At 42.4% G+C, this 22443-nt stretch carries 22 protein-coding genes; 15 read left to right on the forward strand and 7 right to left on the reverse strand.

What is annotated here, in order from left to right; translation table 11 throughout:
* Positions 1-108 precede the first annotated feature (108 nt).
* The gene (locus tag JK628_RS10205) at positions 109-468 is read right to left on the reverse strand and encodes a DUF2750 domain-containing protein (RefSeq protein ID WP_202289361.1); all 360 of its coding nucleotides are present in this window, start codon (positions 466-468) and stop codon (positions 109-111) included.
* Positions 469-837: 369 nt separating this feature from the next.
* Here JK628_RS10205 and JK628_RS10210 point away from each other — a divergent pair, with 369 nt between their 5' ends.
* From JK628_RS10210 to JK628_RS10225, 4 genes are all read left to right on the forward strand, one after another.
* Complete coding sequence (locus tag JK628_RS10210; RefSeq protein WP_202289362.1) at positions 838-2028, forward strand: lytic murein transglycosylase; 1191 nt, start codon at positions 838-840, stop codon at positions 2026-2028.
* Between the two features lie 125 nt (positions 2029-2153).
* Positions 2154-3017, forward strand: coding sequence for a WYL domain-containing protein (locus JK628_RS10215; RefSeq protein ID WP_202289363.1), 864 nt, complete (start codon positions 2154-2156; stop codon positions 3015-3017).
* A gap of 72 nt (positions 3018-3089) precedes the next feature.
* Positions 3090-3572, forward strand: a complete 483-nt coding sequence (locus JK628_RS10220) for an FKBP-type peptidyl-prolyl cis-trans isomerase (protein ID WP_202289364.1) — start codon at positions 3090-3092, stop codon at positions 3570-3572.
* A 242-nt stretch (positions 3573-3814) separates the two neighbouring features.
* The gene (locus tag JK628_RS10225; protein ID WP_202289365.1) at positions 3815-4033 is read left to right on the forward strand and encodes a DUF3389 family protein; all 219 of its coding nucleotides are present in this window, start codon (positions 3815-3817) and stop codon (positions 4031-4033) included.
* A gap of 45 nt (positions 4034-4078) precedes the next feature.
* On the opposite strand, the gene JK628_RS10230 is transcribed toward JK628_RS10225, so the two are convergent.
* On the reverse strand, positions 4079-5086 hold the full coding sequence (locus JK628_RS10230; protein WP_202289778.1) for a glutathione S-transferase family protein: 1008 nt from the start codon (positions 5084-5086) through the stop codon (positions 4079-4081).
* 172 nt (positions 5087-5258) lie between these two features.
* Between JK628_RS10230 and JK628_RS10235 the strand changes: the two genes are divergently transcribed.
* From JK628_RS10235 to JK628_RS10245, 3 genes are all read left to right on the forward strand, one after another.
* Positions 5259-5930, forward strand: coding sequence for an alpha/beta hydrolase (locus tag JK628_RS10235; protein ID WP_202289366.1), 672 nt, complete (start codon positions 5259-5261; stop codon positions 5928-5930).
* 382 nt (positions 5931-6312) lie between these two features.
* Positions 6313-8223 carry a bifunctional metallophosphatase/5'-nucleotidase gene (locus JK628_RS10240; RefSeq protein ID WP_202289367.1) on the forward strand — a complete coding sequence of 637 codons (1911 nt, stop codon included), beginning with the start codon at positions 6313-6315 and terminating at the stop codon, positions 8221-8223.
* Between the two features lie 292 nt (positions 8224-8515).
* Positions 8516-8956 carry an Hsp20 family protein gene (locus JK628_RS10245; RefSeq protein ID WP_202289368.1) on the forward strand — a complete coding sequence of 147 codons (441 nt, stop codon included), beginning with the start codon at positions 8516-8518 and terminating at the stop codon, positions 8954-8956.
* 124 nt (positions 8957-9080) lie between these two features.
* Here JK628_RS10245 and ilvN read toward each other — a convergent pair whose 3' ends face one another.
* From ilvN to JK628_RS10265, 4 genes are all read right to left on the reverse strand, one after another.
* Positions 9081-9575 (reverse strand): acetolactate synthase small subunit, encoded by a 495-nt coding sequence (gene ilvN, locus JK628_RS10250; protein ID WP_202289369.1) that lies wholly within the window; start codon positions 9573-9575, stop codon positions 9081-9083.
* On the reverse strand, positions 9575-11296 hold the full coding sequence (locus tag JK628_RS10255; RefSeq protein ID WP_202289370.1) for an acetolactate synthase 3 large subunit: 1722 nt from the start codon (positions 11294-11296) through the stop codon (positions 9575-9577). The genes ilvN and JK628_RS10255 overlap by 1 nt, the downstream gene beginning before the upstream one ends.
* A 531-nt stretch (positions 11297-11827) precedes the next feature.
* A complete protein-coding gene (locus JK628_RS10260) occupies positions 11828-13048 on the reverse strand; it encodes a multidrug effflux MFS transporter (RefSeq protein ID WP_237524185.1) in 1221 nt (406 codons plus the stop codon).
* A gap of 396 nt (positions 13049-13444) precedes the next feature.
* Positions 13445-13786, reverse strand: a complete 342-nt coding sequence (locus JK628_RS10265) for a hypothetical protein (protein ID WP_202289371.1) — start codon at positions 13784-13786, stop codon at positions 13445-13447.
* Positions 13787-14072: 286 nt separating this feature from the next.
* Here JK628_RS10265 and JK628_RS10270 point away from each other — a divergent pair, with 286 nt between their 5' ends.
* Positions 14073-14825, forward strand: a complete 753-nt coding sequence (locus JK628_RS10270; protein WP_202289372.1) for a Nif3-like dinuclear metal center hexameric protein — start codon at positions 14073-14075, stop codon at positions 14823-14825.
* Positions 14826-14891: 66 nt separating this feature from the next.
* On the opposite strand, the gene metG is transcribed toward JK628_RS10270, so the two are convergent.
* The gene (gene metG / locus JK628_RS10275; protein WP_202289373.1) at positions 14892-16934 is read right to left on the reverse strand and encodes a methionine--tRNA ligase; all 2043 of its coding nucleotides are present in this window, start codon (positions 16932-16934) and stop codon (positions 14892-14894) included.
* 160 nt (positions 16935-17094) lie between these two features.
* Between metG and apbC the strand changes: the two genes are divergently transcribed.
* Genes apbC through holB form a run of 7 tightly spaced genes read left to right on the forward strand, consistent with a single transcriptional unit; the run spans position 17095 to position 22439 of the window.
* Positions 17095-18210 carry an iron-sulfur cluster carrier protein ApbC gene (gene apbC, locus JK628_RS10280; RefSeq protein ID WP_202289374.1) on the forward strand — a complete coding sequence of 372 codons (1116 nt, stop codon included), beginning with the start codon at positions 17095-17097 and terminating at the stop codon, positions 18208-18210.
* Positions 18211-18216: 6 nt separating this feature from the next.
* Complete coding sequence (gene udk, locus JK628_RS10285; RefSeq protein WP_202289375.1) at positions 18217-18855, forward strand: uridine kinase; 639 nt, start codon at positions 18217-18219, stop codon at positions 18853-18855.
* 40 nt (positions 18856-18895) lie between these two features.
* Entirely contained in the window at positions 18896-19057 is a 162-nt protein-coding gene (locus tag JK628_RS10290) for a hypothetical protein (RefSeq protein ID WP_202289376.1), read from the forward strand.
* Positions 19057-19875: an aminodeoxychorismate lyase gene (pabC, locus tag JK628_RS10295; RefSeq protein ID WP_202289377.1), complete on the forward strand. Its 819-nt coding sequence runs from the start codon at positions 19057-19059 to the stop codon at positions 19873-19875. Before JK628_RS10290 ends, pabC begins: the two co-directional genes overlap by 1 nt.
* Positions 19872-20879 carry an endolytic transglycosylase MltG gene (gene mltG / locus JK628_RS10300; RefSeq protein WP_202289378.1) on the forward strand — a complete coding sequence of 336 codons (1008 nt, stop codon included), beginning with the start codon at positions 19872-19874 and terminating at the stop codon, positions 20877-20879. The genes pabC and mltG overlap by 4 nt, the downstream gene beginning before the upstream one ends.
* Positions 20876-21520 carry a dTMP kinase gene (tmk, locus tag JK628_RS10305; RefSeq protein ID WP_202289379.1) on the forward strand — a complete coding sequence of 215 codons (645 nt, stop codon included), beginning with the start codon at positions 20876-20878 and terminating at the stop codon, positions 21518-21520. Before mltG ends, tmk begins: the two co-directional genes overlap by 4 nt.
* 1 nt (position 21521) lies before the next feature.
* Complete coding sequence (holB, locus tag JK628_RS10310; protein ID WP_202289380.1) at positions 21522-22439, forward strand: DNA polymerase III subunit delta'; 918 nt, start codon at positions 21522-21524, stop codon at positions 22437-22439.
* Positions 22440-22443: the final 4 nt, after the last annotated feature.

The raw sequence follows: 22443 nt of genomic DNA on the forward strand, positions 1-22443 counted from the left end.
GGCTCACTTAATGGTTTTATTAAAGAGTTGATTTTAAATAAAAAGAAAGCGCACAATCACTGCTGATTGGCGCTTACTTTTAATATCTTGTTAGCTATATTGGAAGATTTACTCTTCTTCAACGTTAACCAGCGAAGTGGCTAGCACGATAGGATCAATCTCAAGGCAGTCTTGTTCTGCTACCCAATCAACACCGACAAGTACACCATCATCATTTAGATCGGCAACCCAAAACTCTAAAAATTCGCCAAGTGGAATAGCAACAGCGTTATAGCCTAACCACTCTTCAGTACAATGGCTTTTTGCTTGCGCTTCTTCCGACCATAGAGGCATCACATCAGTCGCTTCGAATTCAGATGAATCACATACGACCCAACCTTCACCGGTTTCATCTTGCAGGCCCCAAACCACTTGGTGTTGCTTTACGTTACTAATAAAGCTTTCTAATGCTGGAGTCATCTCAGTCATGATTAATCTCTTTTGGTTATTGGAAGATATCGATTATATCCACTCACAATAGTCTGCAACTGCCTTGTACTTTTAGCAAGTTATTTAATGGATTTTGGTGATGTTTCTAGCGCGGTTAGCAGCACTATTTATTCCCGAGCGTGCGTAATTTAAGCGGTTAAACTTTGAAGTGAAGATAACTGCAATAAGCACATTGATTTAGTCTATATTAATGCTGCAGGATCTAGTTTAGTTAGTATCGCTGTAGATAGGCAGAACTAAGCGGGTTTATGAATTAAAGATCATCATTCAGCTAAGCTGTTTAAGGTAAGCTTAATCTCAACACATCAAAGTAATACGTTAGTGTCATTCATTTTTGGGAGTCTTCAATTGTTTAAATCAATCCCCCTGGCAGCAACGCTCATATTAACAAGTTCCAGTGCTATTGCTTCGGTCGCCTCTCCTGACTGGGGAATTTGTGTTGCAAATCTTCAGGAAAAGGCTAAATCTGAAGGTTTATCGCAGCAAACCATTGATACCACACTTGCCAATGTAAGGTATGTACCTCGCGTTATTGAACTGGACAATAAACAGCCAGAGTTTAGCTCTTCGTTTGAAAGCTATTTCACTAAACGAGTCACGGATTGGCGTGTTCAGCAAGGGCGAAAGCTATACAAAGAACACAAGGAACTACTGCAAAAATTAGCGAAAGAGTACGGTGTTCCACCGCAGTATTTGCTCGCCTTTTGGGGGCTTGAAACTAATTTCGGTTCCTATAAAGGTAAGATGTCGGTGCTCAATTCGCTGGCGACATTAGCTTGCGATCCTCGTCGAAGTAAATACTTTACGACAGAACTAATGCAAGCATTAAAGCTTAAAGAGCAGTATGGCTTTGATGAGAAGAAAATGGTCGGATCATGGGCTGGTGCCATGGGGCATACTCAGTTTATGCCGTCTGCTTATGCTAAATATGCAGTCGATGGTGATGGCGATGGCAAGGCAGACCTTTGGAACAGTACAGACGACGCGCTTTCATCAGCCGCACATTTTTTACAAAACTTAGGCTGGAAAAGAGATGAGCGCTGGGGGCGAGAAGTCACATTGCCTGCTAGTTTTTCCTACGCTTATCTTGGCAGAGCGGAAGCGCAGCCATTGACGAAGTGGGCTGAACTTGGACTGGCACAAACAAATGGTCGAGCGCTTAGCACCCCCGATATGACCGCAGCGCTTTATCTGCCTTCAGGGCATACCGGCCCCGCCTTTTTAGGTTATGACAACTTCAATGTGATCATGAAATGGAATCGTTCTACTTTCTACGCCATCGCTGTTGGACACCTTGCAGATAGAATCAACGGTGCAGCAGGGCTCAATGTTAAACCGCCTAAGATGCCGAGTTTAAGTAGAGCACGAGTGAAAGAGTTACAAAATCAATTAAATACTTTAGGCTTTGATGTGGGTAAACCTGATGGAATTTTAGGCTCAAAGTCTTTAAAGGGCCTGCAAGCATTCCAGAAAGATAATGGCTTGGTCGCCGATGGTTACCCTAGCGAAGCAACCTTTAAGGCTCTAGGGGTAAAGTAAGTAACCCGTTTATGACTCATAAGATTTTAAATGATGAAGATGCAATCAAAAAGATTGCATCTTTTTTATTGATGAATTAGATTAAATTTCATCAATAAAGTGAACGACTGGAATGGCTTATTACTATGGACAATCTTTCTCACGCACAGCGTCAACGTTTAGCTTTTATCGATTTTAGCTTACAGTATTTTGGCCAAGTATCTCGTCAAGATTTAATCAGTAAGTTTGCCACAGGTCTTGCCGCTGCCACTCGTGATTTTCAAAGCTATAGAACCCTTGCGCCAACTAATATGCGCTTGGTCCATCAAACTAAGTGCTATCATCGTTTACCCGAGTTTAAAGCGCTATTTACCCATGAACCCGAAGCGATATTGCATGGGCTTGCCAAAGGGTTTGGTGATGGTTTGTCTCACCCTATTAAGCCAAGTGGTGTGTGTATCGATGCCATTGGGCTTATCCATCCGGATACTGAGACTATTGCAGCGCTAATGCGAGCCATACAAGGTAAACTGGCGCTTGCTATTGAATACGTGTCGGTGTCATCGGGGAAAAAGTCACGAGAGATAGTACCTCATGCTTTAGTCAATAACGGTCAGCGTTGGCATGTGCGGGCTTTTGATAGAGCCAATCAAGTGTTTACTGATTTTGTGGTCACTCGAATTAAAAATACAACGTTGTCTGATGCCAGTGTTAAGTATTTGGAGACGTGCGCTAATGACAAGTATTGGCAGCAAGAAGTGCAGCTTGAGTTAATCCCACATCCATCACTGGCGCACCCAGAGGCGATAGAACTTGACTATCAAATGGTGAATAAACGCCTTACCTTAAATTGTAGGGCATCACTAGCTGGTTATCTGCTACGTCAATGGAGCGTTGACTGTTCTGCGAAGCATAAAATTGGTTCTGGCGTTTGCCAACTGGCGTTGTCGAACCATGAGGTGTTACAGCAAATAGAGCATTTAACGATAGTACCAGGTGCAAAATCGTAACCAGAGATAACACTAGTGGCTTTGAAAGAGTTTTGTTAAGCTCACGCAACAAAATTTGAGTTAAGGAATACCATGAGTATTAAAGATGATTCTGTAGTGCAATTTAACTACACACTACGTGATGAGCAGGGCGAAGTTTTAGAGAGCAATGAAGGTCTAGACCCAATTGCTTATCTTCATGGTCACAACAATATGATGCCTGGTGTTGAAAAGGCGCTGTTGGGTAAAGAAGCTGGTGCAACCTTTTCAGTCACACTGCCTGCCAGCGAAACTTACGGTGAGCGTAATGATGATGCTGAGCAGCGTGTTTCAGTTAAGCATCTACAAGGCGCAAAAGTATGGAAAGCCGGTATGCGTGCTTTGATCAATACAGATGACGGTCAACGCCAGGTAACTATCATCAAAATGGGTAAGTTTATGGCAACAGTGGATGTTAACCATCCCCTAGCTGGTCGTGAATTAACCTTTGATCTTGAAGTGGCTGATGTTCGTGATGCAACAGCGGAAGAGATTGCACATGGGCATGCTCATGGTAAAGGCGGTCACCACCACTAAGCTGAGTTATCGGCAACAAAAAGCCCAACCTTGTTTGGGCTTTTTTGGTTAATGAGTCATACCAATCTGGATAAGTAAGTGTTGATAACATTACGCAGGAAAAACCGCTTAGAACAAGGCATGAGTTGCTGGTAACTAGTTATTCTAATTACAAAACTCATAACGTAGTTATCAGCGGTTGTGACCAGTAAGAATGATCAAATATTTATGTAGCTTGGTATCAATACTTTTAGAGACGAAAGATGGTCATAGAATTAAGCAATGGCAAAATGGTACTGAGTCCATTTGAAGTTCAAGTCAAACTCAATAACCAGTGTCAGCTCTATGGAATGGTGGAAGATATTAAATTTCACCAAGATGCGCTAATGATGGTTGCCGATGCTGGTGCAGTTCGTTGGAGCCTTAAACTGGACAGTAATGAACAGCTACAAACGATTAAAACTGAGCTAGGGATTGGCTAACTCTCTTGAAACACACCGATTAAGCCAATAGCCTAGCTTGGGTCGTCAAGTCATGTTGTGTCGACCATGGGGTTGGTTAAAATCAAGTGCAGGCCCATTGGGAACAACCCTTGTTGGGTTAATCATGTCATGACTGAAATAGTAATGCTGTTTAATATGTTCAAAATTAACCGTCTGCGCCACACCTTTCATTTGGTAGATCTCTTTCACATAACCTGACAGGTTCGGATAGTCCTCGATCCGTTTTTTATTGGTTTTAAAGTGTCCTACATAGACGGCATCGAAACGAATTAAGGTCGTAAACAGACGAATGTCAGCTTCTGTGAAGACGGTACCAGTGAGATAGCGCTTGGTTGAAAGCTGTTGTTCTAATTTGTCGAGCGCTGCAAAGAGTTGCTCGTAAGCATCATGATAGGCGGCTTGGCTGGTGGCAAAACCTGCTTTGTAGACGCCATTATTAATGCTGTTATATATCCATTCATTGAGTTCATCGATTTGAGTCCGCAGTTGTAGAGGATAAAAATCACTGCTGTTATCAATTAAATGATCAAATTCACTGTTAAGCATACGAATTATTTCAGCTGATTCATTACTGACAATAGTGTTTGTATGGGTGTCCCATAATACAGGCACTGTCACTCGACCATTATAATTAGCATCGGCTTTTTGATAGATTTGATAGAGAAAATTAGCAGCGTTTAGCGTATCTTGTTGCCCACCATCAATATGACGTGCTATTTCGCTTTGTTTGGCACCAGAAAACTCCCAACCATTGGAGAGCATGTGGGGCTCAACGACTGTTACGCCAATAATGTGTTGTAGGCTTTTCAATTGTAGGTAGATTAATGTTCGGTGCGCCCACGGACAAGCTAGCGATACGTACAGATGATAACGATTTTTTTCAGCCTTGAAACCACGCTTGCCGGCTTGTCTAGGCTGCCCATCTTGGGTAATCCAATCTCTAAAAGTAGATTCTGAGCGACTAAATTCACCCGCTGTTTCTTTTGTTGGATACCATTTATCGACCCATTGACCGTTATGCAGTAAGCCCATTATGTTTGCTTCCCATATTATCTGTTTGCAATAGTCATAGCCTAGTTGGAGAACGTCCAGCATTAAAGCGCATTTAGTCGTTAAAACCTTTCTATTAAATATGTGTATGACTGCTCCGCTACTGATATTATTACAACCAGTTAATCAGCCATTGCCACGCAATAGGAAAGTCATGTTAGATAAGCCGTTAGAGAGAATAATCGTAGAACCGAGCACAAAGGCCACAGCCTGTGTTATTTGGCTTCATGGCTTGGGCGATTCAGGTGCTGGTTTTGCCCCTGTCGTACCAGCATTAGGGCTCCCAAGTGGGCATACTATTCGATTTATCTTTCCCCACGCACCAGAACAAGCTGTCACCATCAACGGCGGTTATATCATGCGTTCATGGTATGACATCAAAAGCATGGACTTACATGACCGCGCAGATATGCAGGGTGTTTTAGACAGTGAAGTTCAAATCAAGGCTCTTATTAATGAACAAATAGCCTTGGGGATTGATCCAAGCAACATTGTGTTAGCAGGTTTTAGTCAGGGCGGGGTAATGAGTCTTTTTACCGGTTTAAGGTTACAGCACAAGTTGGCTGGAATAATGGCGTTGTCGTGCTATCTACCTACGGCTGATAAATTGCCAAATGATCTTGCGAGTGTGAATATATCTACCCCTATACTACAGCAACATGGCGTTCAGGATGAGGTCGTTGCGTTAAGTGCTGGGTTAATGGCATTCGAACTTCTTAAACTACAGGGCTATGATAATCAGTGGCAAACTTATGACATGGGCCACAATGTGCTACCTGAACAGCTGCGTGATATCTCAAAGTGGCTGCAAAAAGTCCTTAACTAAGATTAGAATAGTCTAATAGCGTGTTTTTTGAACGATTTGGCATTGCAACTTATTGCAATGCTTGTTCTTGTTTAAAGACAATATTAAGTACTAAGTCAAAAAGCATAAGCTCATGAAATGCATTGTTTTAGTTTGTTCACTTTATGCCGTGATTATTTGTAACATCTTCACTTTCAAAATTACATCTACCCCTTGTTCTGTTTCTCGTACATCTTTTGGAATAAAACACTTTGCAAATAGGTGTTTAGATCATCTTATGTAATATGTGTGACACAAATAAAGCATAATCTTTGCTAAGATGATTTACGGCAAAATAGGGTTGTTTCTGCCGAACTAAATAAAATGTTGTAAAAACATAAAAATAATCAAGGGGTTGATTGTAATGAAAAAGACTTTAATCAAAGGGCTAGTAGCAACTGCTGTTGTAACTGCGTTAACAGCATGTGGCAGTGACAATGATGACACTTCATCTGTAAATAAATTTGACTTAACAATTGCGCATATTAACGATACGCATTCTAGCTTTGATCCAACATCATTCGATTTTACCGCTCAAGTAAATTCAGCTGATTTTGCTGTTCGTACTTCTGCTGGAGGCTATCCACGTGTCGCGACAGCGTTAAAAACAGCTCGCGCAGCAGCAGATGATGCTGATAAACCATTTCTAGCTTTACATGGCGGTGATGCTTTTCAAGGGTCTTTATATTTCAACGTATTAAAAGGTGCTGGTAATGCCACTTTATTACGTGAAATGGGACTTGATGCAATGGCTATTGGTAACCATGAATTTGATTTGGGTAATGAACCATTAATCGAATTCGCCAATAAAGTTAACTTCCCTATTTTGGCTGCAAACCTCGACACTTCTGCTGATTCTCAAATGGGTGATGTTACTAATATCATGCCTTACATGGTCAAAGAGTTTAATGGCGAGCAAGTGGGTATTTTCGGCTTAGTTTTAGAAGATATGGAAACTATTTCATCTCCAGGTGAGGATCTTGTTTTCAATAACGAGATTGAAACGGCTCAAGCTACCGTTGATACATTGAAAGATCTTGGTGTTGATAAAGTCATTATGGTGAGCCATATTGGTTTAGACCGTGATATTTTAATCGCTTCAAACGTAAACGGTGTTGACGTTATCGTTGGTGGTCACTCTCATACTCTACTAGGTGACTTTACAAATATCGGTAATGGTAACGGTTCTGCGACTGCTGGTTACGCTGAAATGTTTACTAACCCGAATGGCACAACTAAAACGTGTATTGTGCAAGCTGGCGATGTTGCTCAAGCCGTAGGTCAAGTTGATGTTAGTTTCGAAAATGGTGAAATAACGGCTTGTGAAGGTAATAACACCCTGCTTATTGATAATGATTTTCAGCATAAGTATGACGGTGACAATAGAGTAGTACTAACTGAAGCCGATCAAGCATCTACTGAAGCATTTGTGAATGAGCAAAACAATATCGCGTTTACAGAAGAAGACGCCTTACTGCGTAATATTATTGATATTGATTACAAACCTTTGATTGAAGAGTTTGAAGGTAAAGTCATTGGCCAAGTGTTCGACGCTAATGATCCTACTGATAGTGGTATGTTAGATCACGTTCGCCAACCCGGCGTAGCGCGTAAAGGTGCATCGTTACCGGTTACAGGTTCTGAAGCGGGCGCGCAAGTCGCTGCGTCGATGGTGTGGAAATTAAACAAGCAAGGCTATGGTGTGGATATGGCCATCACCAATACTGGTGGTGTACGTAATAGCATTGTTGCAGGACCAGAAGGTTTGACGGCTGGTTATGTGGTCGGTTCACTACTGTACTTCAATAATGAACTCGCCATCGTTGAATTAAGCGGTGCTGATATTACTCTGTTGCTTGAAGACACTATTAATTACTCATTAACGACGTCTTCAGGATCTTTCCCTACATTTGCCAATATTGAATTTACATTTAATGGTTTGGCAAGCGTTGGTGAACAAATAGAAAGTTTGAATGTTTGTCCTGATGGTGTTGCTGTGGGAAGCTGTACTGCTATTGAAGATGATACTACCTACAAGATAGCGACTAACGCCTACATTGCTGGTGGTAAAGATGGTTATGAAATTTTTGATACTAAGAAACAATCTGAGGTTGTTCTTTCTGGTTTTATTGATAACGAATCAATGATTGAATATGTAGAAGCGTTAACTACAGAAGGAAAGAAATTGGTTGAAATCCCAACAGGCTTGACCTTTATCGCGCCAGCTGATTTCAATATTGATGATCCAATTATTAAACCTGAAGACAATCAATAATCTTTAACCGTTAATCACGTTGACTTATTAACAGCTCTAGAATCAAAAACAGCCTCTATTTAGAGGCTGTTTTTATTTGTCATGCAACGTACTATTTTATCTTTATTTTTACTAAAAAATGAAAAATGAGACTTGAAAACTAATTTGACGTCCTCATATCTATTTGTAGAGTCGCTCAACGAGGTCTCTAAACCATTGCTAGCTTTTACGCCTTCGGGGTAGGTGCTAGTCAACACAGCGCGACATATGTCGGCTACATACTTTATATATTGCTTAATACAAGGATATACCCATGAGAAATTACGACCTAACTCCACTTTATCGCAGTGCCATTGGATTTGACCGTTTAGCACAACTTGCCGAACATGCCGCGTCGAACAAAGGCAATTCCGGTTACCCGCCTTATAATATTGAACTCATTAACGAACATCGTTACCGCATTACGATGGCAGTTGCTGGTTTTACGATGGATGAGCTTGAGATCACTAGTGAAGGCGATAAGCTACTGGTAAAAGGGACTAAAGCGGAGCAGAGCGAAGAACGCAAATATCTATATCAAGGTATTGCTGAACGTGGTTTTGAACGCACCTTCCAACTGGCTGACTACGTCACTGTTATCGGCGCAGATCTAGAAAATGGCTTACTTAACGTTGATCTTAAAAGAGAGATCCCAGAAGCCCTAAAGCCTCGAAAAATAGAGATAGGCAGTTCAAGAATATTAGATGCTAATTAAATAATAGCTTCCCTGGCTGATATATTGATTAAATAAGCATTGAAAAGGGAGTCGAAAGACTCCCTTTTTTAGTTTCTGATATTGATCGTTTCAGCTAGAGACGATAGCAATCCTGCCTTAAATCTTATGCTCGCATTGATTTTTCACCGCGCGCTAGACCCACCACACCAGAGCGTGAAATCTCTATCACTTTAGTGACATCAGCTAAGGCTGAAATACAGGCGTCCAGTTTGTCACTGGTACCAATCAGTTGCACTGTATACAGGCTTTGAGTTACATCGACAATTTGTCCGCGGAAAATATCGGCCAGCCTTTTTACCTCCTCCCTGTACTCACCTTGAGCTTTTACTTTTATCAGCGCCACTTCTCTTTCAATGTGCGCTGATTCAGTGATATTTGACACTTTGAGTACATCGATAAGCTTATGTAGCTGCTTCTCTATTTGCTCAAGCACCGCTTCATCGGCTTTAACTGCAATGGTTAAACGAGACAGAGTTTTATCTTCTGTTGGTGCTACGGTTAAGGTTTCAATGTTATAACCGCGCTGAGAGAATAATCCGACAACACGAGAGAGTGCACCAGGTTGGTTTTCAAGTAATACACATATAATCCGACGCATTAGCTTTTCTCCGTTTTGCTCAACCACATTTCATTCATCGCACCACCACGGATCAACATTGGATATACGTGTTCAGTCTCATCAACGTGGATGTCGACAAACACTAACTTGTCTTTCATCGCAAATGCTTTCTCTAAACCTGCTTCTAATTGAGCTGGATCGCTTATTGTCATGCCTACATGGCCATACGCTTCGGCAATTTTAGCAAAGTCGGGCACTGAATCCATATAAGACTGCGAATGACGCCCCGCATAGATCATGTCTTGCCATTGCTTAACCATGCCTAAAAAGTGATTGTTTAGGTTGATAATTTTAACGGGAATATCATATTGCAGTGCCGTTGATAACTCCTGAATATTCATCTGAATAGAGCCATCACCCGTAACACAAATAACGGTTTCATCAGGTTTTGCAAGCTTAACGCCCATTGCAGCAGGTAGACCAAAGCCCATGGTGCCCAAACCACCAGAGTTAATCCAACGACGAGGTTTATTAAACGGGTAGTACAGCGCCGCAAACATCTGATGCTGACCTACATCGGATGCGACATAAGCATCACCGTTAGTCAGTCTATGGACCACTTCGATCACTTGCTGAGGCTTAATCCTTTCATCTGATTTTTGGTACTCTAAACTCTTGCGGCCACACCATTTGGCAATATCGCTCCACCAATGGTCATTGGCCGTTGGATCGCTAATGCCGTAGTCATTGGCGTCAATTTGCTTGAGCATTTCATCCAATACTTTCTCTGCAGAGCCCACAATAGGGATATCAACTTTAATCGTTTTTGAGATTGAAGAGGGGTCGATATCAATGTGCAAAATAGTGGCATTAGGGCAATATTTTTCGACGTTATTAGTGGTTCGGTCATCAAAGCGAACTCCGATCCCGAAGATAAGATCGCTGTTATGCATGGTCATGTTTGCTTCATAGCAGCCATGCATACCGAGCATACCTACGCTATTAGGGTGGGTGCCCGGAAATGCGCCGAGTCCCATCAATGTGCTAACGACAGGGATCCCAAGTTTTTCAGACAGTGCGAGAATTTGGCTGTCACAGCCTGATATTACGGCGCCGCCACCCACATATAAAACAGGCTTTTTAGCAGCTAAGAGCGCTTGTAATCCTCTGCGAACCTGCCCTTTATGTCCGGATGTAGTTGGGTTATATGAACGCATGGCAATATCTTCAGGATATTGATAGTCATGCAAAATTTCAGGGTTCATACAATCTTTAGGCACATCGACGACTACAGGGCCTGGGCGACCACTTGCGGCAATGAAAAAGGCTTTCTTGATGATTGCGGGAATGTCTCGTGGGTCAGTGACTAAAAAACTATGCTTAACAACAGGCCTTGAAATACCGATCATGTCGCATTCTTGGAATGCATCATTACCGATAAGGTTACTATGAACTTGGCCAGAAATAACCACTAAAGGGATTGAGTCCATGTATGCAGTAGCAATACCAGTAATGGTATTGGTAGCACCTGGCCCGGAGGTGACGAGGACAACGCCGACATCACCTGTCGCGCGGGCATAACCGTCAGCCATGTGCACGGCTGCTTGTTCATGTCGCACTAAAATATGTTCAATATTGGATTTTTCGTGCAGAGCGTCATAAATATCTAAAACTGATCCACCTGGATAGCCAAAAATATGTTTAACGCCTTCGTCGATAAGAGAACGGACGACCATACTGGCGCCTGATAGCTTCTCCATAATAATTCCTTTTTAAGTTACCGCTACGGTATGCAGTATCTCACTACAGCGACGGTAATCGCTCTAATAATTAAGCTTGGATGGTGATCCTTGCTCTCGTTTCGCCGATACCTCTCAACAGAGATAGACTTGTCACAGTAATACCTGTTCGGCTCATACTCCATATGGAGTCAGCTTCATCATATAAAAAACCCAAATGATTACAAGGGATGAATGCAAAAAAATTGTTCTAAATGAAGAATTTTCAATATCTCTAGCAGAAAAACAACTTGGCTCGGGCTGGGGTTACAAGTGACTAAAGAGGGGGCATTACTCTGTGTTATTGATTTTACTATGGGAGCGTCCGTCCATTGTTATCGAAGCAAGCCCCTAGTATGGTGTGAATGTCAGTTAAGCAGGAGCAATAACTGACCTTGATTCAATCCGATTAAATGCTCATTGAAACAAGCATCTTCAGGTAGAGCTGCTATAAATGGGAAACGAGCTAAGCAGGCTGATTTCAACACTGTTAGCTTTGTTGCATTTTTAAGCTTATTGGCTTAACTCATGTTTACTAAAAAGCTGGCATAAGCCTACAAGGAAGACTGCGGCTAACATTAATGCAGAGAAGGGCACAGCCGTCCCTGTGTAGAACAGTGCGAGTAGAGGTCCTGCAAGTGCACCAAATCCAAATCTAAGTGTTCCTATTACTGCAGTGGCCGTACCTGTTTCCTGTTGGAATTTCATCAATACAATCGCATCAGCATTAACAGACATCACACCAAGGCAAGCCATTAAGGGCAGTAACATAACAACGGTAAATATGAAGTTTAAGTCGAATAAGTTGACCAGTAATAAGCCACTAGCAGAGATCATACCGAAGATGGTCGATACGCGTAGCATTCTCTTCGAACCATAACGACCCACGACCTTACTATTAATCACATTTGCGAGCATAAGTGCTCCGACATTGGTACTAAACAAAATGGCAAATAGTGATTTATCGAGGCCAAACACCTCCATATAGACAAACGGTGACGCCGTTAAATAACAGAAAAAAGCAAACGAGGTGAGTACGCCGCAGGCGATGTTTAGCTTTACACCTGATCTCGTTAATACAGTGCCATAGGAACCTAAAAAAGACTTATCACTGCGGCTGCTCGTATCACTGTCACTCGGCATATTCAGTTTAAAACAGACGAGAAAAAGTAATGCTAGCGCATAAAAAGCGAGAATAAAGAAGATTAAATGCCACTCGCCAAGCTCCAAAATTAAGCTTCCGATACTGGGCGCAATAAGTGGAGCAAGCATCATAATGAGGCTCACATAGGACATCCCTTTAGCGGTATTTTGTCCGTAAATCTCTTTAATATAACCAGGTACAACTACCGTCGCAGCAGCGCCGATAAAGGCTTGAAAGAATCGTAATGTCAAAAAGGCTTCGATTGACTGAACAAATGCCAGTGCAAAGCTGGTAAGCATAAAGCCAGAGAGACCAATAATAACCATTTTACGGCGACCATATCGATCTGCAAGTGGACCGAAGCTGAGCATTCCCAAAGCGTATCCGGCTAAATATAGACTAAGGGATTGTTGAACTAAGGTTATCCCGGTATCAAAACTGCTGGCTAAAGTAGCCATTGCTGGCAGGTACATATCGATGGCTAATGGCGTAATGGCTACAATCGCGGCGAGCATGGGGATGAGTAACGCTAAGTTGGGGATCCCTGTTAGGTTGGTGTGTGGTACTTTATTGTTGGACGTGTTCTTCAATACTGCCTCTTTGAATTTTTCATGCTGGTTCGCTGGTAATAATTGAAATGTGGTACTCGGGTCAATTTAAATTCGGCTTTGATTACTGCCGTAAAGACTTGATAGTTTAGTTGACTTAACATCGAATTGAGATAGCACTAGCGATATGAAAAGTTTTTAGCGGCTCTATAATATCGTTTTAAAAAATTTTAACCAACCATAATTCTATTGTAACCATTCTAAAAAGTGGTTCTATTTGTAAGGATCTATTTTTAAGAGAGTGAAGGTGCGATGGCTAGAGTGATGCTGTATAAAATTAAAAAAACGCCGTTACTTATTAAGTGACGGCGTTTTTATGCTTGTTAAAGCTAAGTAAGGAATTGAGCGATAAAGCTCAAGTTACTTACTTATGTCGACTTAAAAGCCGCGAGGAAGTTGCCCTTTACCTGCTAACTTGTCACGCCAAAGCTCTTTAGGTGTTTTGCCACCATTTTTAGCAGCTACTTTGGTTGCCTTTTTTGGAGCGGCTTTTTTTGCTGCAGGTTTCACAGCTGCTTTTTTCTCGGCTTTAGCTTCTACTGGTGCACTTTCGCTACCGCTTTCAGCTAGCATTGCTTCTAAATCACTGAATCTCAATGATTTACCACCATCGATTTTGTACCAGCTACCTTTCTGTTCAATTTTAACAGCTTGGCCTTCTTGCTTTGCAAGTTTGGCTTCAAGTGTGCTGATAACCTCTTCTTTGGTCAGTTTTGACATAATAATAACCTGTTTGTTTTTGTGTTTACATGAAGGTTTGAAGTGATTTTATCGTTTAATGCACCAAAAAGTCCAATTTTCACCACAAATGGCTTCATTTATATGATGTTTTAGACATTTTATGGTCATTAAGTGAGTCAAGTTTGCCTAAATTTGGGATATGGCAGTTACAACATGGGCATGCTTACTATTGGGTATAGTGTGTTTCTGAATTGAACTTGTATTGGCTTGTTTATAGATAAAAAGCGAGAATAGGGAATGCGGAAATATTTTTCTAGGTGAGTTGATGACACGGACCGAATTAAGCCAGTATTTGGCACAATACCTACAGATAGCCAATTTTAAAGATTACGCTCCTAACGGACTGCAGGTTGAAGGCAAGCAAGAGATTAAAACCATTGTCACAGGCGTGACCGCTTGCCAAGCATTGATTGATGAAGCGATAGCGTTGAATGCCGATGCAATTATTGTGCATCATGGTTTCTTTTGGAAAAGTGAAGCAGAAGTTATCACTGGCATGAAGCAAAGGCGGATCAAAGCCTTATTGGTAAATGACATCAATCTCTTTGGTTATCACTTGCCGTTAGATGCGCATATTGATGTGGGTAACAACGCACAGCTGGGCAAGGTACTCGGTATTGACAATGCGCGGGTGATTGAAGGGGTCGCACAAGGCCTAATATGGCGTGGTGAGCTCAGCGTACCAGTGCAAGCCAAAGAGTTAACCAGTGCGATATCGCACACGCTATCCCGCGAGTGCTTGCACTTGGGTGATGAGACCGGTTTAGTTGAGACTATAGCGTGGTGTACCGGTGGCGCGCAGGATTACATTGATATTGCAGCTTCTCTAGGCATTGATGCATTTATCAGTGGTGAAGCATCTGAGCGGACATATCATTGTGCAATGGAGCAAGATATTCAGTATTACGGAGCTGGTCACCATGCTACTGAGTTATACGGCATTCAAGCATTGGGCAAGCACTTAGCTGATAAATTTGGCTTAAGTCACCATTTTATTGATATCAGTAACCCAGTTTAGTACTGAGAAAAAACGGATACAAAAAAGCCGCTGGTTTAACAGCGGCTCTTTTATGCAAAGTGAGCTTTACATCACTCGCATACCCGGTTTAGCGCCTGCATGTGGCTCAAGGATCCAGATATCTTTTCCACCTGGGCCTGCCGCAAGTACCATACCTTCAGATTCACCGAATTTCATTGTACGTGGTGCGAGGTTAGCAACCATTACTGTGTGCTTGCCAACCAAATCTTCTGGAGCATAAGCTGACTTTATGCCAGCGAAAACTTGCTTGGTCTCGCCACCTAAGTCAAGTTCTAAGCGAAGCAGCTTGTTGGCTTTTTCAATATGTTCAGCTTTTGAAATAAGTGCAATACGCAGATCAATCTTAGCAAAATCATCAAAACTGATCTCTGCGGCTAACGGTTCTTTCTCAAGTTCCGTTTTCACCTCTTCAACTTTAGGCGCTTCGGCGGCTGTTACTTGTAGGTTCTCAGTAGACGCTGCGATGATAGCTTCGATACTCTTCATCTCTATACGCTGCATTAAGGCTTTAAACTTAGCAATTTCATGACCAGCGAGATCTACGTCCAAATTATTCCACGTTAGCTCTATCTGTAGGAAAGCTTCGACGTCCGCCGCAAGCTTTGGTAATACAGGTTTAAGATAGGTCACAAGAATACGGAACAAGTTTAGTGCGTTGCTGCATACTTGATGAGCTTCATCTTGCTTCGCTTCATCTTTAATCAACTGCCAAGGTGCAGCATCTGCTACGTAGGCATTAGCAACGTCCGCTAGCGCCATGATCTCACGCATCGCTTTACCAAATTCACGGGTCTCGTAAAAATTGGCAATCGTCTCCTGTTTTGCTAAGAAACTCTCAGTCAAACTACTATCAGCAACTTTAGCCAATTTGCCATCAAAGCGCTTACTGATAAAGCCTGCTGTACGAGATGCCAAGTTAACCAGCTTACCAACAAGATCAGAGTTAACACGTTGAGCAAAATCTTCTAAGTTCAGATCTAAGTCATCAATTCTGCTGCTAAGTTTTGCGGCATAATAGTAACGAAGATATTCAGGATCTAGATTATCAAGGTACGTACGTGCCTTAATAAATGTTCCTTTAGATTTTGACATCTTGGCACCGTTTACGGTGACATAACCATGGGCATAAACGCTCGTAGGTTTACGCAGACCCGCGCCTTCAAGCATGGCAGGCCAAAATAGACTGTGGAAGTAAACGATATCTTTACCAATGAAGTGATATACCTCAGCGGTAGAATCCTTACTCCAAAAATCGTCAAAGTTCAAATCGTCACGCTGGTCACATAAGTTTTTAAATGACCCCATGTAACCGATTGGTGCATCTAACCAAACATAGAAAAATTTACCTGGTGCATCTGGGATTTCAAAACCGAAGTAAGGTGAGTCTCGTGAGATATCCCATTGCTGCAGACCTTGCTCAAACCATTCACTTAGCTTATTTGCCATCTCTTGCTGCAAAGAGCCTGAGTTGATCCACTCTTTCAACATGTCTGAGAATGCCGGCAGGTCGAAAAAGAAATGCTCACTATCCTTCATCACTGGCGTCGCGCCTGATACGGCCGAGTACGGGTTGATTAGGTCGGTAGTGCTGTAGGTTGCACCGCAATTGTCACAGTTATCGCCGTACTGGTCTTCACTCTTACATTTTGGGCAGGTGCCTTTAACAAAACGGTCAGGCAAGAACATTGACTTTTCAGGGTCGTATAACTGAGAAATTGTCTTGGTTTTTATATAACCCGCATCACGTAATTTGAGATAAATTTCACTGGCAAGCTCGCGGTTTTCTTCGCTGTGGGTACTATGAAAGTTATCAAATTGGATGTTGAAATCAGCAAAATCTTTTTCATGCTCTTTTTGAACTTGAGCAATCATCTCTTCTGGTGCAATCCCCATCTGCTGTGCTTTAAGCATAATTGGCGTGCCGTGAGCATCGTCCGCACAGATATAATGACATTCATGTCCACGTAATTTTTGAAAACGTGACCAAATATCGGTTTGAATGTACTCCAGCATATGCCCTAAATGAATGGGACCATTTGCGTATGGGAGTGCACTAGTGACTAAGATTTTACGTTGTGAATTTGCCATCTTTTCTCGAAATCGCTGGGAACCTAAATACAATGGAATAGATACTAACCGATCCAATGCTGAGTTTCATCAAAACCTAGCGTAACTGTGGTAAATCTAGACTAATGTTTGCATGAAATTCTGGTACAATTGCGCAAATCATATTTAGGGGGTCTACATTTTGTCTTCATCTCACCCAAATTATCATCTCAGTGATGATCTTCTCGTTCCTGTTTTAGCCATTCTTGATGCGTTCCAAGATCCATATTTAAACAAAAGTTTTTTAAGTGCAGGCATGGTGACCAAGCTAGCAATTGAAGGCAAACGTCTGCAACTGGGCCTTTGTTATTCATACCCGTGTCAAACGCAATATCAAGATATCGTCATGGCGGTAACAAAAGAGTTAGCGGTATTGGATGCAATTGATGAAGTAGAGTGTGAAATCGACTTTCAGCCGGATACTGTGTCAGCGATTAGCGCGGTAGAACCTCTGCCAAATATACGCCAAATTATAGCGGTTGCCTCAGGAAAAGGCGGTGTTGGTAAGTCAACCACTGCGGTTAACCTTGCGCTAGCACTGGCGGCTGAAGGTGCCCGTGTGGGTATTTTAGATGCCGACATCTATGGCCCATCAATTCCAATGATGTTAGGTGTTGAACATTTTAAACCTGTATCTCCTGATGGGAAGATAATGACAGCGGCAACAGCGCATGGTATCGCTGCTCAATCGATAGGCTTTATGCTCGATGGAGATCAAGCAGCTGTATGGCGTGGTCCTATGGCAGCGGGTGCATTGGTGCAACTGCTGACCGAGACCGAGTGGCCTGAACTGGATTACATGGTCATTGATATGCCACCTGGAACCGGTGACATTCAGCTAACACTATCGCAAAAAGTACCGGTAAGTGGCGCAGTGATTGTGACCACACCGCAAGACATTGCACTGGCAGACGCTAAGAAAGGCGTTAACATGTTCCAAAAGGTGAACATACCAGTGCTGGGTATTGTGGAAAACATGAGTTTCCATTTATGCCCTGAGTGCGGCCATAAAGATCATCCTTTTGGCGCTGATGGCGGCGAAAAAATGGCAACTAGGTACAATGTGCCATTATTGGGACAATTGCCATTGCAGCTAAACATTCGTGAAGATGTCGATAAAGGCACACCAACCGTTATCGCTGATAGCGAATGTCAGGTTACTAGTATCTATCGAGAAATAGCCCGCAAAGTGGGTGCTCAACTTGCGTTATGCCAAGCGCAATCTAAAGTGTCAATAAGCATATCGGACGATGAGTAGGTTTAAATGAATTCAAAACAATGTGTTGTAATCGCAATTGCTGGTGCATCAGCCTCTGGTAAGAGTCTTATTGCTAAAACGATTTATGAAGAGTTATGTCGTGATCTAGGCACTGATCAAATAGGTGTAATTGCAGAGGATGCTTACTATCGCGATCAAGGTCATTTGTCTATGGACCAGCGTGTATTGACGAATTATGACCACCCCAAAGCGCTAGATCACGAATTGCTTTGTGAACACTTACAGACGCTAAAAGATGGTAATCCGGTTGATATTCCTGTTTACAGCTATACCGAACATACGCGTACCGATGAGAAAGTAACCTTAACTCCTAAGAAAGTGATTATTCTTGAGGGGATCTTGCTGCTAACTGACCCAGCATTACGTGACCAAATGGATGCGAGTGTATTTATGGACACACCGCTGGATATTTGTTTTATGCGTAGACTGTCACGTGATGTTGCTGAACGTGGCAGAACAATGGAATCAGTGATGTCGCAGTACACTGAAACCGTACGTCCGATGTTTTTACAATTCATTGAACCTTCTAAACAGTATGCAGATATTATTGTCCCCCGCGGCGGTAAAAACCGTATAGCGACCGATATTCTAAAGGCTCGAATACAGCATCTTTTAGTTAAATAGAAGTATCCTAAAAAAGTGAGCTTAAGGGACCCTAACGATCATGCGCTTAACTGATATTGAGATTGAAGAGTGTTTAGATAAAGGCATTATCGTTATGGAACCTCACCTCTGCGCTGAGGTGAGACTTTACAGTAAGCGTGAGAGTGCAAAATACAGAGATCAACAAAACGCAGTCGCAAACAGAATTAGTCAGGCTTGCTAATGGCGCTAGTTTGGGTAAATGGACAACCTGATGCCACGATTAGTCCTCTTGATAGAGGGGTAGCCTACGGCGATGGTTTATTTGCAACGATGCGAGTGAACAAAAGTGAGATTCAATTTATTGAATCTCACTTTTTGCGATTAGCTCAAGGTGCGCGGCGTTTAGGCTTTGATTGGCAGCCAACAACGACACTGCGTGAGCTGTTGTTACAGTGTGCTAAAGATAATCCTCAGTCATGCCTTAAACTTCTCTTGTCTCGTGGTGTTGGTGGACGTGGCTATACGCCGCCAAACTCGAGTCTTGCGATTAACGAAGTTGTATCTGTTCATCCGTTTCCCGATTTGTATCAACACTGGCAAAAAGTTGGGGTTAGCTTGCAAACTTCAACTGTGTTGTTGGCAAAGCAGCCACGTTTAGCGGGGATCAAGCACTGTAATCGACTAGAACAGATATTGGTGAAGTCAGTTAGCCTTGCTGACGGTTATGACGATTGGTTAGTGCTTGATAGTGATGGAGATATTATTGAATCATCGATGGCTAACCTGTTCTTTGAAACGGATATCGGCATTGTTACTCCAAAGCTGTCATATGCGGGGGTTGCAGGTATGATGAGAGAACAAATCATTTATCAACTGCTAGAGATGAAATTTTCGGTATCTGTTACTGAAATGAATGTTGATATACTCTCGAAAGTGAAACATATTTTTATGACCAATAGTTTACTCGGGGTTGTTGATGTCACTCAAGTTGACCAACAAACCTTTAGTATAGCGCCTTACACATCTTTATTAAGAGAGCGACTTGATCTGACATTATGAAAAAATTCTTAATCGGCATGCTCGGGACCGGGTTTACGTTACTAACAGTCGTTGCAGTAGGGGGTTATTGGGGTTACCAAACCTTAACGATGTTTGCTCAGTCACAGCTTAATGTTGAACACGCACAAGAGTTAGAGATAAAGAGAGGTACGTCATTTAGCCAGTTCACCAATATATTAACCCAGAAGAAGTTAATTGAAGATGGTAGAAAACTAAAATGGTTAGTGCGTCTGCACCCTGAGTTAGCGCATATAAAGTCCGGCTTATATGAGATAGATCCACAAGAGACAGTTAATAGCCTTTTAGACAAACTGATTGCGGGAGATGAGAAATCATTTGCGCTTACACTACTTGAAGGGCAAACCGTAAAAGAGTGGCAACTTCAATTAGCAGAGCAACAAAAGCTCAAGTTTGATGATGGACTCTTTAATAGTATTTTGCTGAAAAATGGCGATGAGTCGGCTTTACCAGAGGGTAAGTTTTTCCCAGATACCTACCATTATAGGGCCAATAGTTCGGCCAATACGCTATTGCAGGAAAGTTATCGAAAGATGCAAGCTGAGCTAGAAAAGGCTTGGGAAAACAGACAAAAAGACTTACCGTTTAAGTCGTCGTATGAACTGCTTATACTCGCGTCTATTATTGAAAAAGAGACAGGTAAAGCCAGTGAAAGACCTTGGATAGCGGCAGTCTTCATTAATCGTTTACGCAAAGGGATGCGCTTGCAAACGGATCCTACCGTTATTTATGGGATGGGCGAACGTTACCAAGGGAATATCACTCGCAAAGATCTGCGAGAGCAAACGGCTTTTAATACCTATAGAATTAACGGGCTACCACCAACGCCAATCGCGGCACCAAGCCTAGCGGCCTTGCATGCAGCAGCAAATCCTGCCGATGTGGATTACCTTTATTTTGTCTCGCGCAATGATGGTAGTCATGTATTTTCAAAAACACTGTTGGAACATAATCGAGCAGTGAACAAATATCAGAGAAATCGATGAATACAGAATCAACCGTGGCTAATAACGCCAAGTTTGTTGTCATAGAAGGGCTTGAAGGCGCAGGAAAATCTAGCGCAATCGCATTAGTACGTGATTTTATAGAAAAGCACACTGGTCAAATCCCTGTTTGCACCCGCGAGCCTGGTGGTACACCGTTAGCAGAACAGATGCGTGATTTGGTTAAAATTGCCAACGAATCAGACCCATTATGCGATGAAGCAGAATGCTTAATATTTTATGCCGCTAGGGCGCAACTGGTTGCGAATGTGATTAAGCCATCTCTTGCCGAGGGTAAGTGGGTTCTTGGCGATAGACACAACCTTTCATCGCTGGCATATCAAGGGGGAGGTCGCGATCTTATGCCATTGGTTTCAGCCATTAGTGATGCAACGTTAAAAGGTTTTAAACCAGATTTGACACTCTACTTGGACATTGACCCTAAGCTTGGATTGGCACGTGCAGCTAACCGTGGTGAGTTGGACAGGATAGAGCAGCAAGAGATCGCCTTCTTTAATCGAACTCGGGCAACGTTTTTATCCTACGCAGACAACGACGACTCTATTATGATCATTGATGCGAGCCAGAGCATGGCCGCAGTGCATAAAGATATCATTGCAGTACTACAAGATCAGGCCTGGTAATATGCAGCTCTTACCGTGGTTGCAGGACGCAAATGATGCGTTTAACACCCTGTTAAATCGTCAACAGGTCGCACATGCTTATCTTATTGGATTAGATGCAGGTTATGGCGGTGAAACGTTGGCATTGATGCTGGCGAAAGCGTCATTATGCAGCCAAGTGGGGGTTTCTGCTGCCTGTGGTTTTTGTAAAGCATGTCAGTTAATTGAAGCTAATAGTCATCCTGACTTTTATAAAATTGAAGCTGATGGTGCGCAAATCAAAGTTGATCAGATTCGGACGTTATGCCAGAAACTAACGACAACAGCACAACAAGGTGGACGACGAGTTGCCGTCATTCTTAATTGTGAGCGTCTCAACCAAGCTTCTGCAAACGCCTTGCTTAAAACACTAGAGGAGCCGGGTAAAGACACGATTCTTTTTCTGCAAGCTAATACGCCGAGTCGGTTAATGGCGACAATTAGCAGTCGCTGCCAAAGGATCCAAGTTAAACTTCCATCAAGAGTGGATGTGAAGAGCTGGCTTAGCGATGAGCTTAAAGCATCTGATGATTACAGCTGGTGTTTACCTGTCGTTGGTGGGCCATTAGCGATTGTCTCAGCAATTGAAAGTGGCCGCTACCAAAGCTTATTAGACTTCAGAAAAGGTTGGATTCAAAGTTTGTCGTCGGCTCAGCTCTGTGCTAGCTTACAAAATGTGAATGAAAAGCAAGTTTCTGACGCAATTAAGGTTTTATACCTAGTTTTGCATCGAAAACTTGTGAAAGATCAGGCGATGGACCCTTTAATACGCGCATCAATTGCGGTATTTGCAGCCAAGGTCATGCAGCAAGAAACGCGCTTGTCAGTGATGCCAACGGTGAATACATTGGGGTTATTTGAAGGCATAGTCAGAGAATACACTCAGTTATTGGACCACTAAAACA

Origin of the sequence: Shewanella sp. KX20019 (assembly GCF_016757755.1) — a bacterium.
Lineage (GTDB): Bacteria > Pseudomonadota > Gammaproteobacteria > Enterobacterales > Shewanellaceae > Shewanella.

Bases quoted from the DNA above. Each gene is read 5' to 3' on its own strand.
- JK628_RS10205 (WP_202289361.1), bottom strand. From the start codon at position 468: ATGACTGAGATGACTCCAGCATTAGAAAGCTTTATTAGTAACGTAAAG.
- JK628_RS10215 (WP_202289363.1), top strand. From the start codon at position 2,154: ATGGACAATCTTTCTCACGCACAGCGTCAACGTTTAGCTTTTATCGAT.
- JK628_RS10220 (WP_202289364.1), top strand. From the start codon at position 3,090: ATGAGTATTAAAGATGATTCTGTAGTGCAATTTAACTACACACTACGT.
- JK628_RS10225 (WP_202289365.1), top strand. From the start codon at position 3,815: ATGGTCATAGAATTAAGCAATGGCAAAATGGTACTGAGTCCATTTGAA.
- JK628_RS10230 (WP_202289778.1), bottom strand. From the start codon at position 5,086: ATGGGCTTACTGCATAACGGTCAATGGGTCGATAAATGGTATCCAACA.
- JK628_RS10235 (WP_202289366.1), top strand. From the start codon at position 5,259: ATGTTAGATAAGCCGTTAGAGAGAATAATCGTAGAACCGAGCACAAAG.
- JK628_RS10240 (WP_202289367.1), top strand. From the start codon at position 6,313: ATGAAAAAGACTTTAATCAAAGGGCTAGTAGCAACTGCTGTTGTAACT.
- JK628_RS10245 (WP_202289368.1), top strand. From the start codon at position 8,516: ATGAGAAATTACGACCTAACTCCACTTTATCGCAGTGCCATTGGATTT.
- ilvN (WP_202289369.1), bottom strand. From the start codon at position 9,575: ATGCGTCGGATTATATGTGTATTACTTGAAAACCAACCTGGTGCACTC.
- JK628_RS10255 (WP_202289370.1), bottom strand. From the start codon at position 11,296: ATGGAGAAGCTATCAGGCGCCAGTATGGTCGTCCGTTCTCTTATCGAC.
- JK628_RS10265 (WP_202289371.1), bottom strand. From the start codon at position 13,786: ATGTCAAAACTGACCAAAGAAGAGGTTATCAGCACACTTGAAGCCAAA.
- JK628_RS10270 (WP_202289372.1), top strand. From the start codon at position 14,073: ATGACACGGACCGAATTAAGCCAGTATTTGGCACAATACCTACAGATA.
- metG (WP_202289373.1), bottom strand. From the start codon at position 16,934: ATGGCAAATTCACAACGTAAAATCTTAGTCACTAGTGCACTCCCATAC.
- udk (WP_202289375.1), top strand. From the start codon at position 18,217: ATGAATTCAAAACAATGTGTTGTAATCGCAATTGCTGGTGCATCAGCC.
- JK628_RS10290 (WP_202289376.1), top strand. From the start codon at position 18,896: ATGCGCTTAACTGATATTGAGATTGAAGAGTGTTTAGATAAAGGCATT.
- pabC (WP_202289377.1), top strand. From the start codon at position 19,057: ATGGCGCTAGTTTGGGTAAATGGACAACCTGATGCCACGATTAGTCCT.
- mltG (WP_202289378.1), top strand. From the start codon at position 19,872: ATGAAAAAATTCTTAATCGGCATGCTCGGGACCGGGTTTACGTTACTA.
- tmk (WP_202289379.1), top strand. From the start codon at position 20,876: ATGAATACAGAATCAACCGTGGCTAATAACGCCAAGTTTGTTGTCATA.
- holB (WP_202289380.1), top strand. From the start codon at position 21,522: ATGCAGCTCTTACCGTGGTTGCAGGACGCAAATGATGCGTTTAACACC.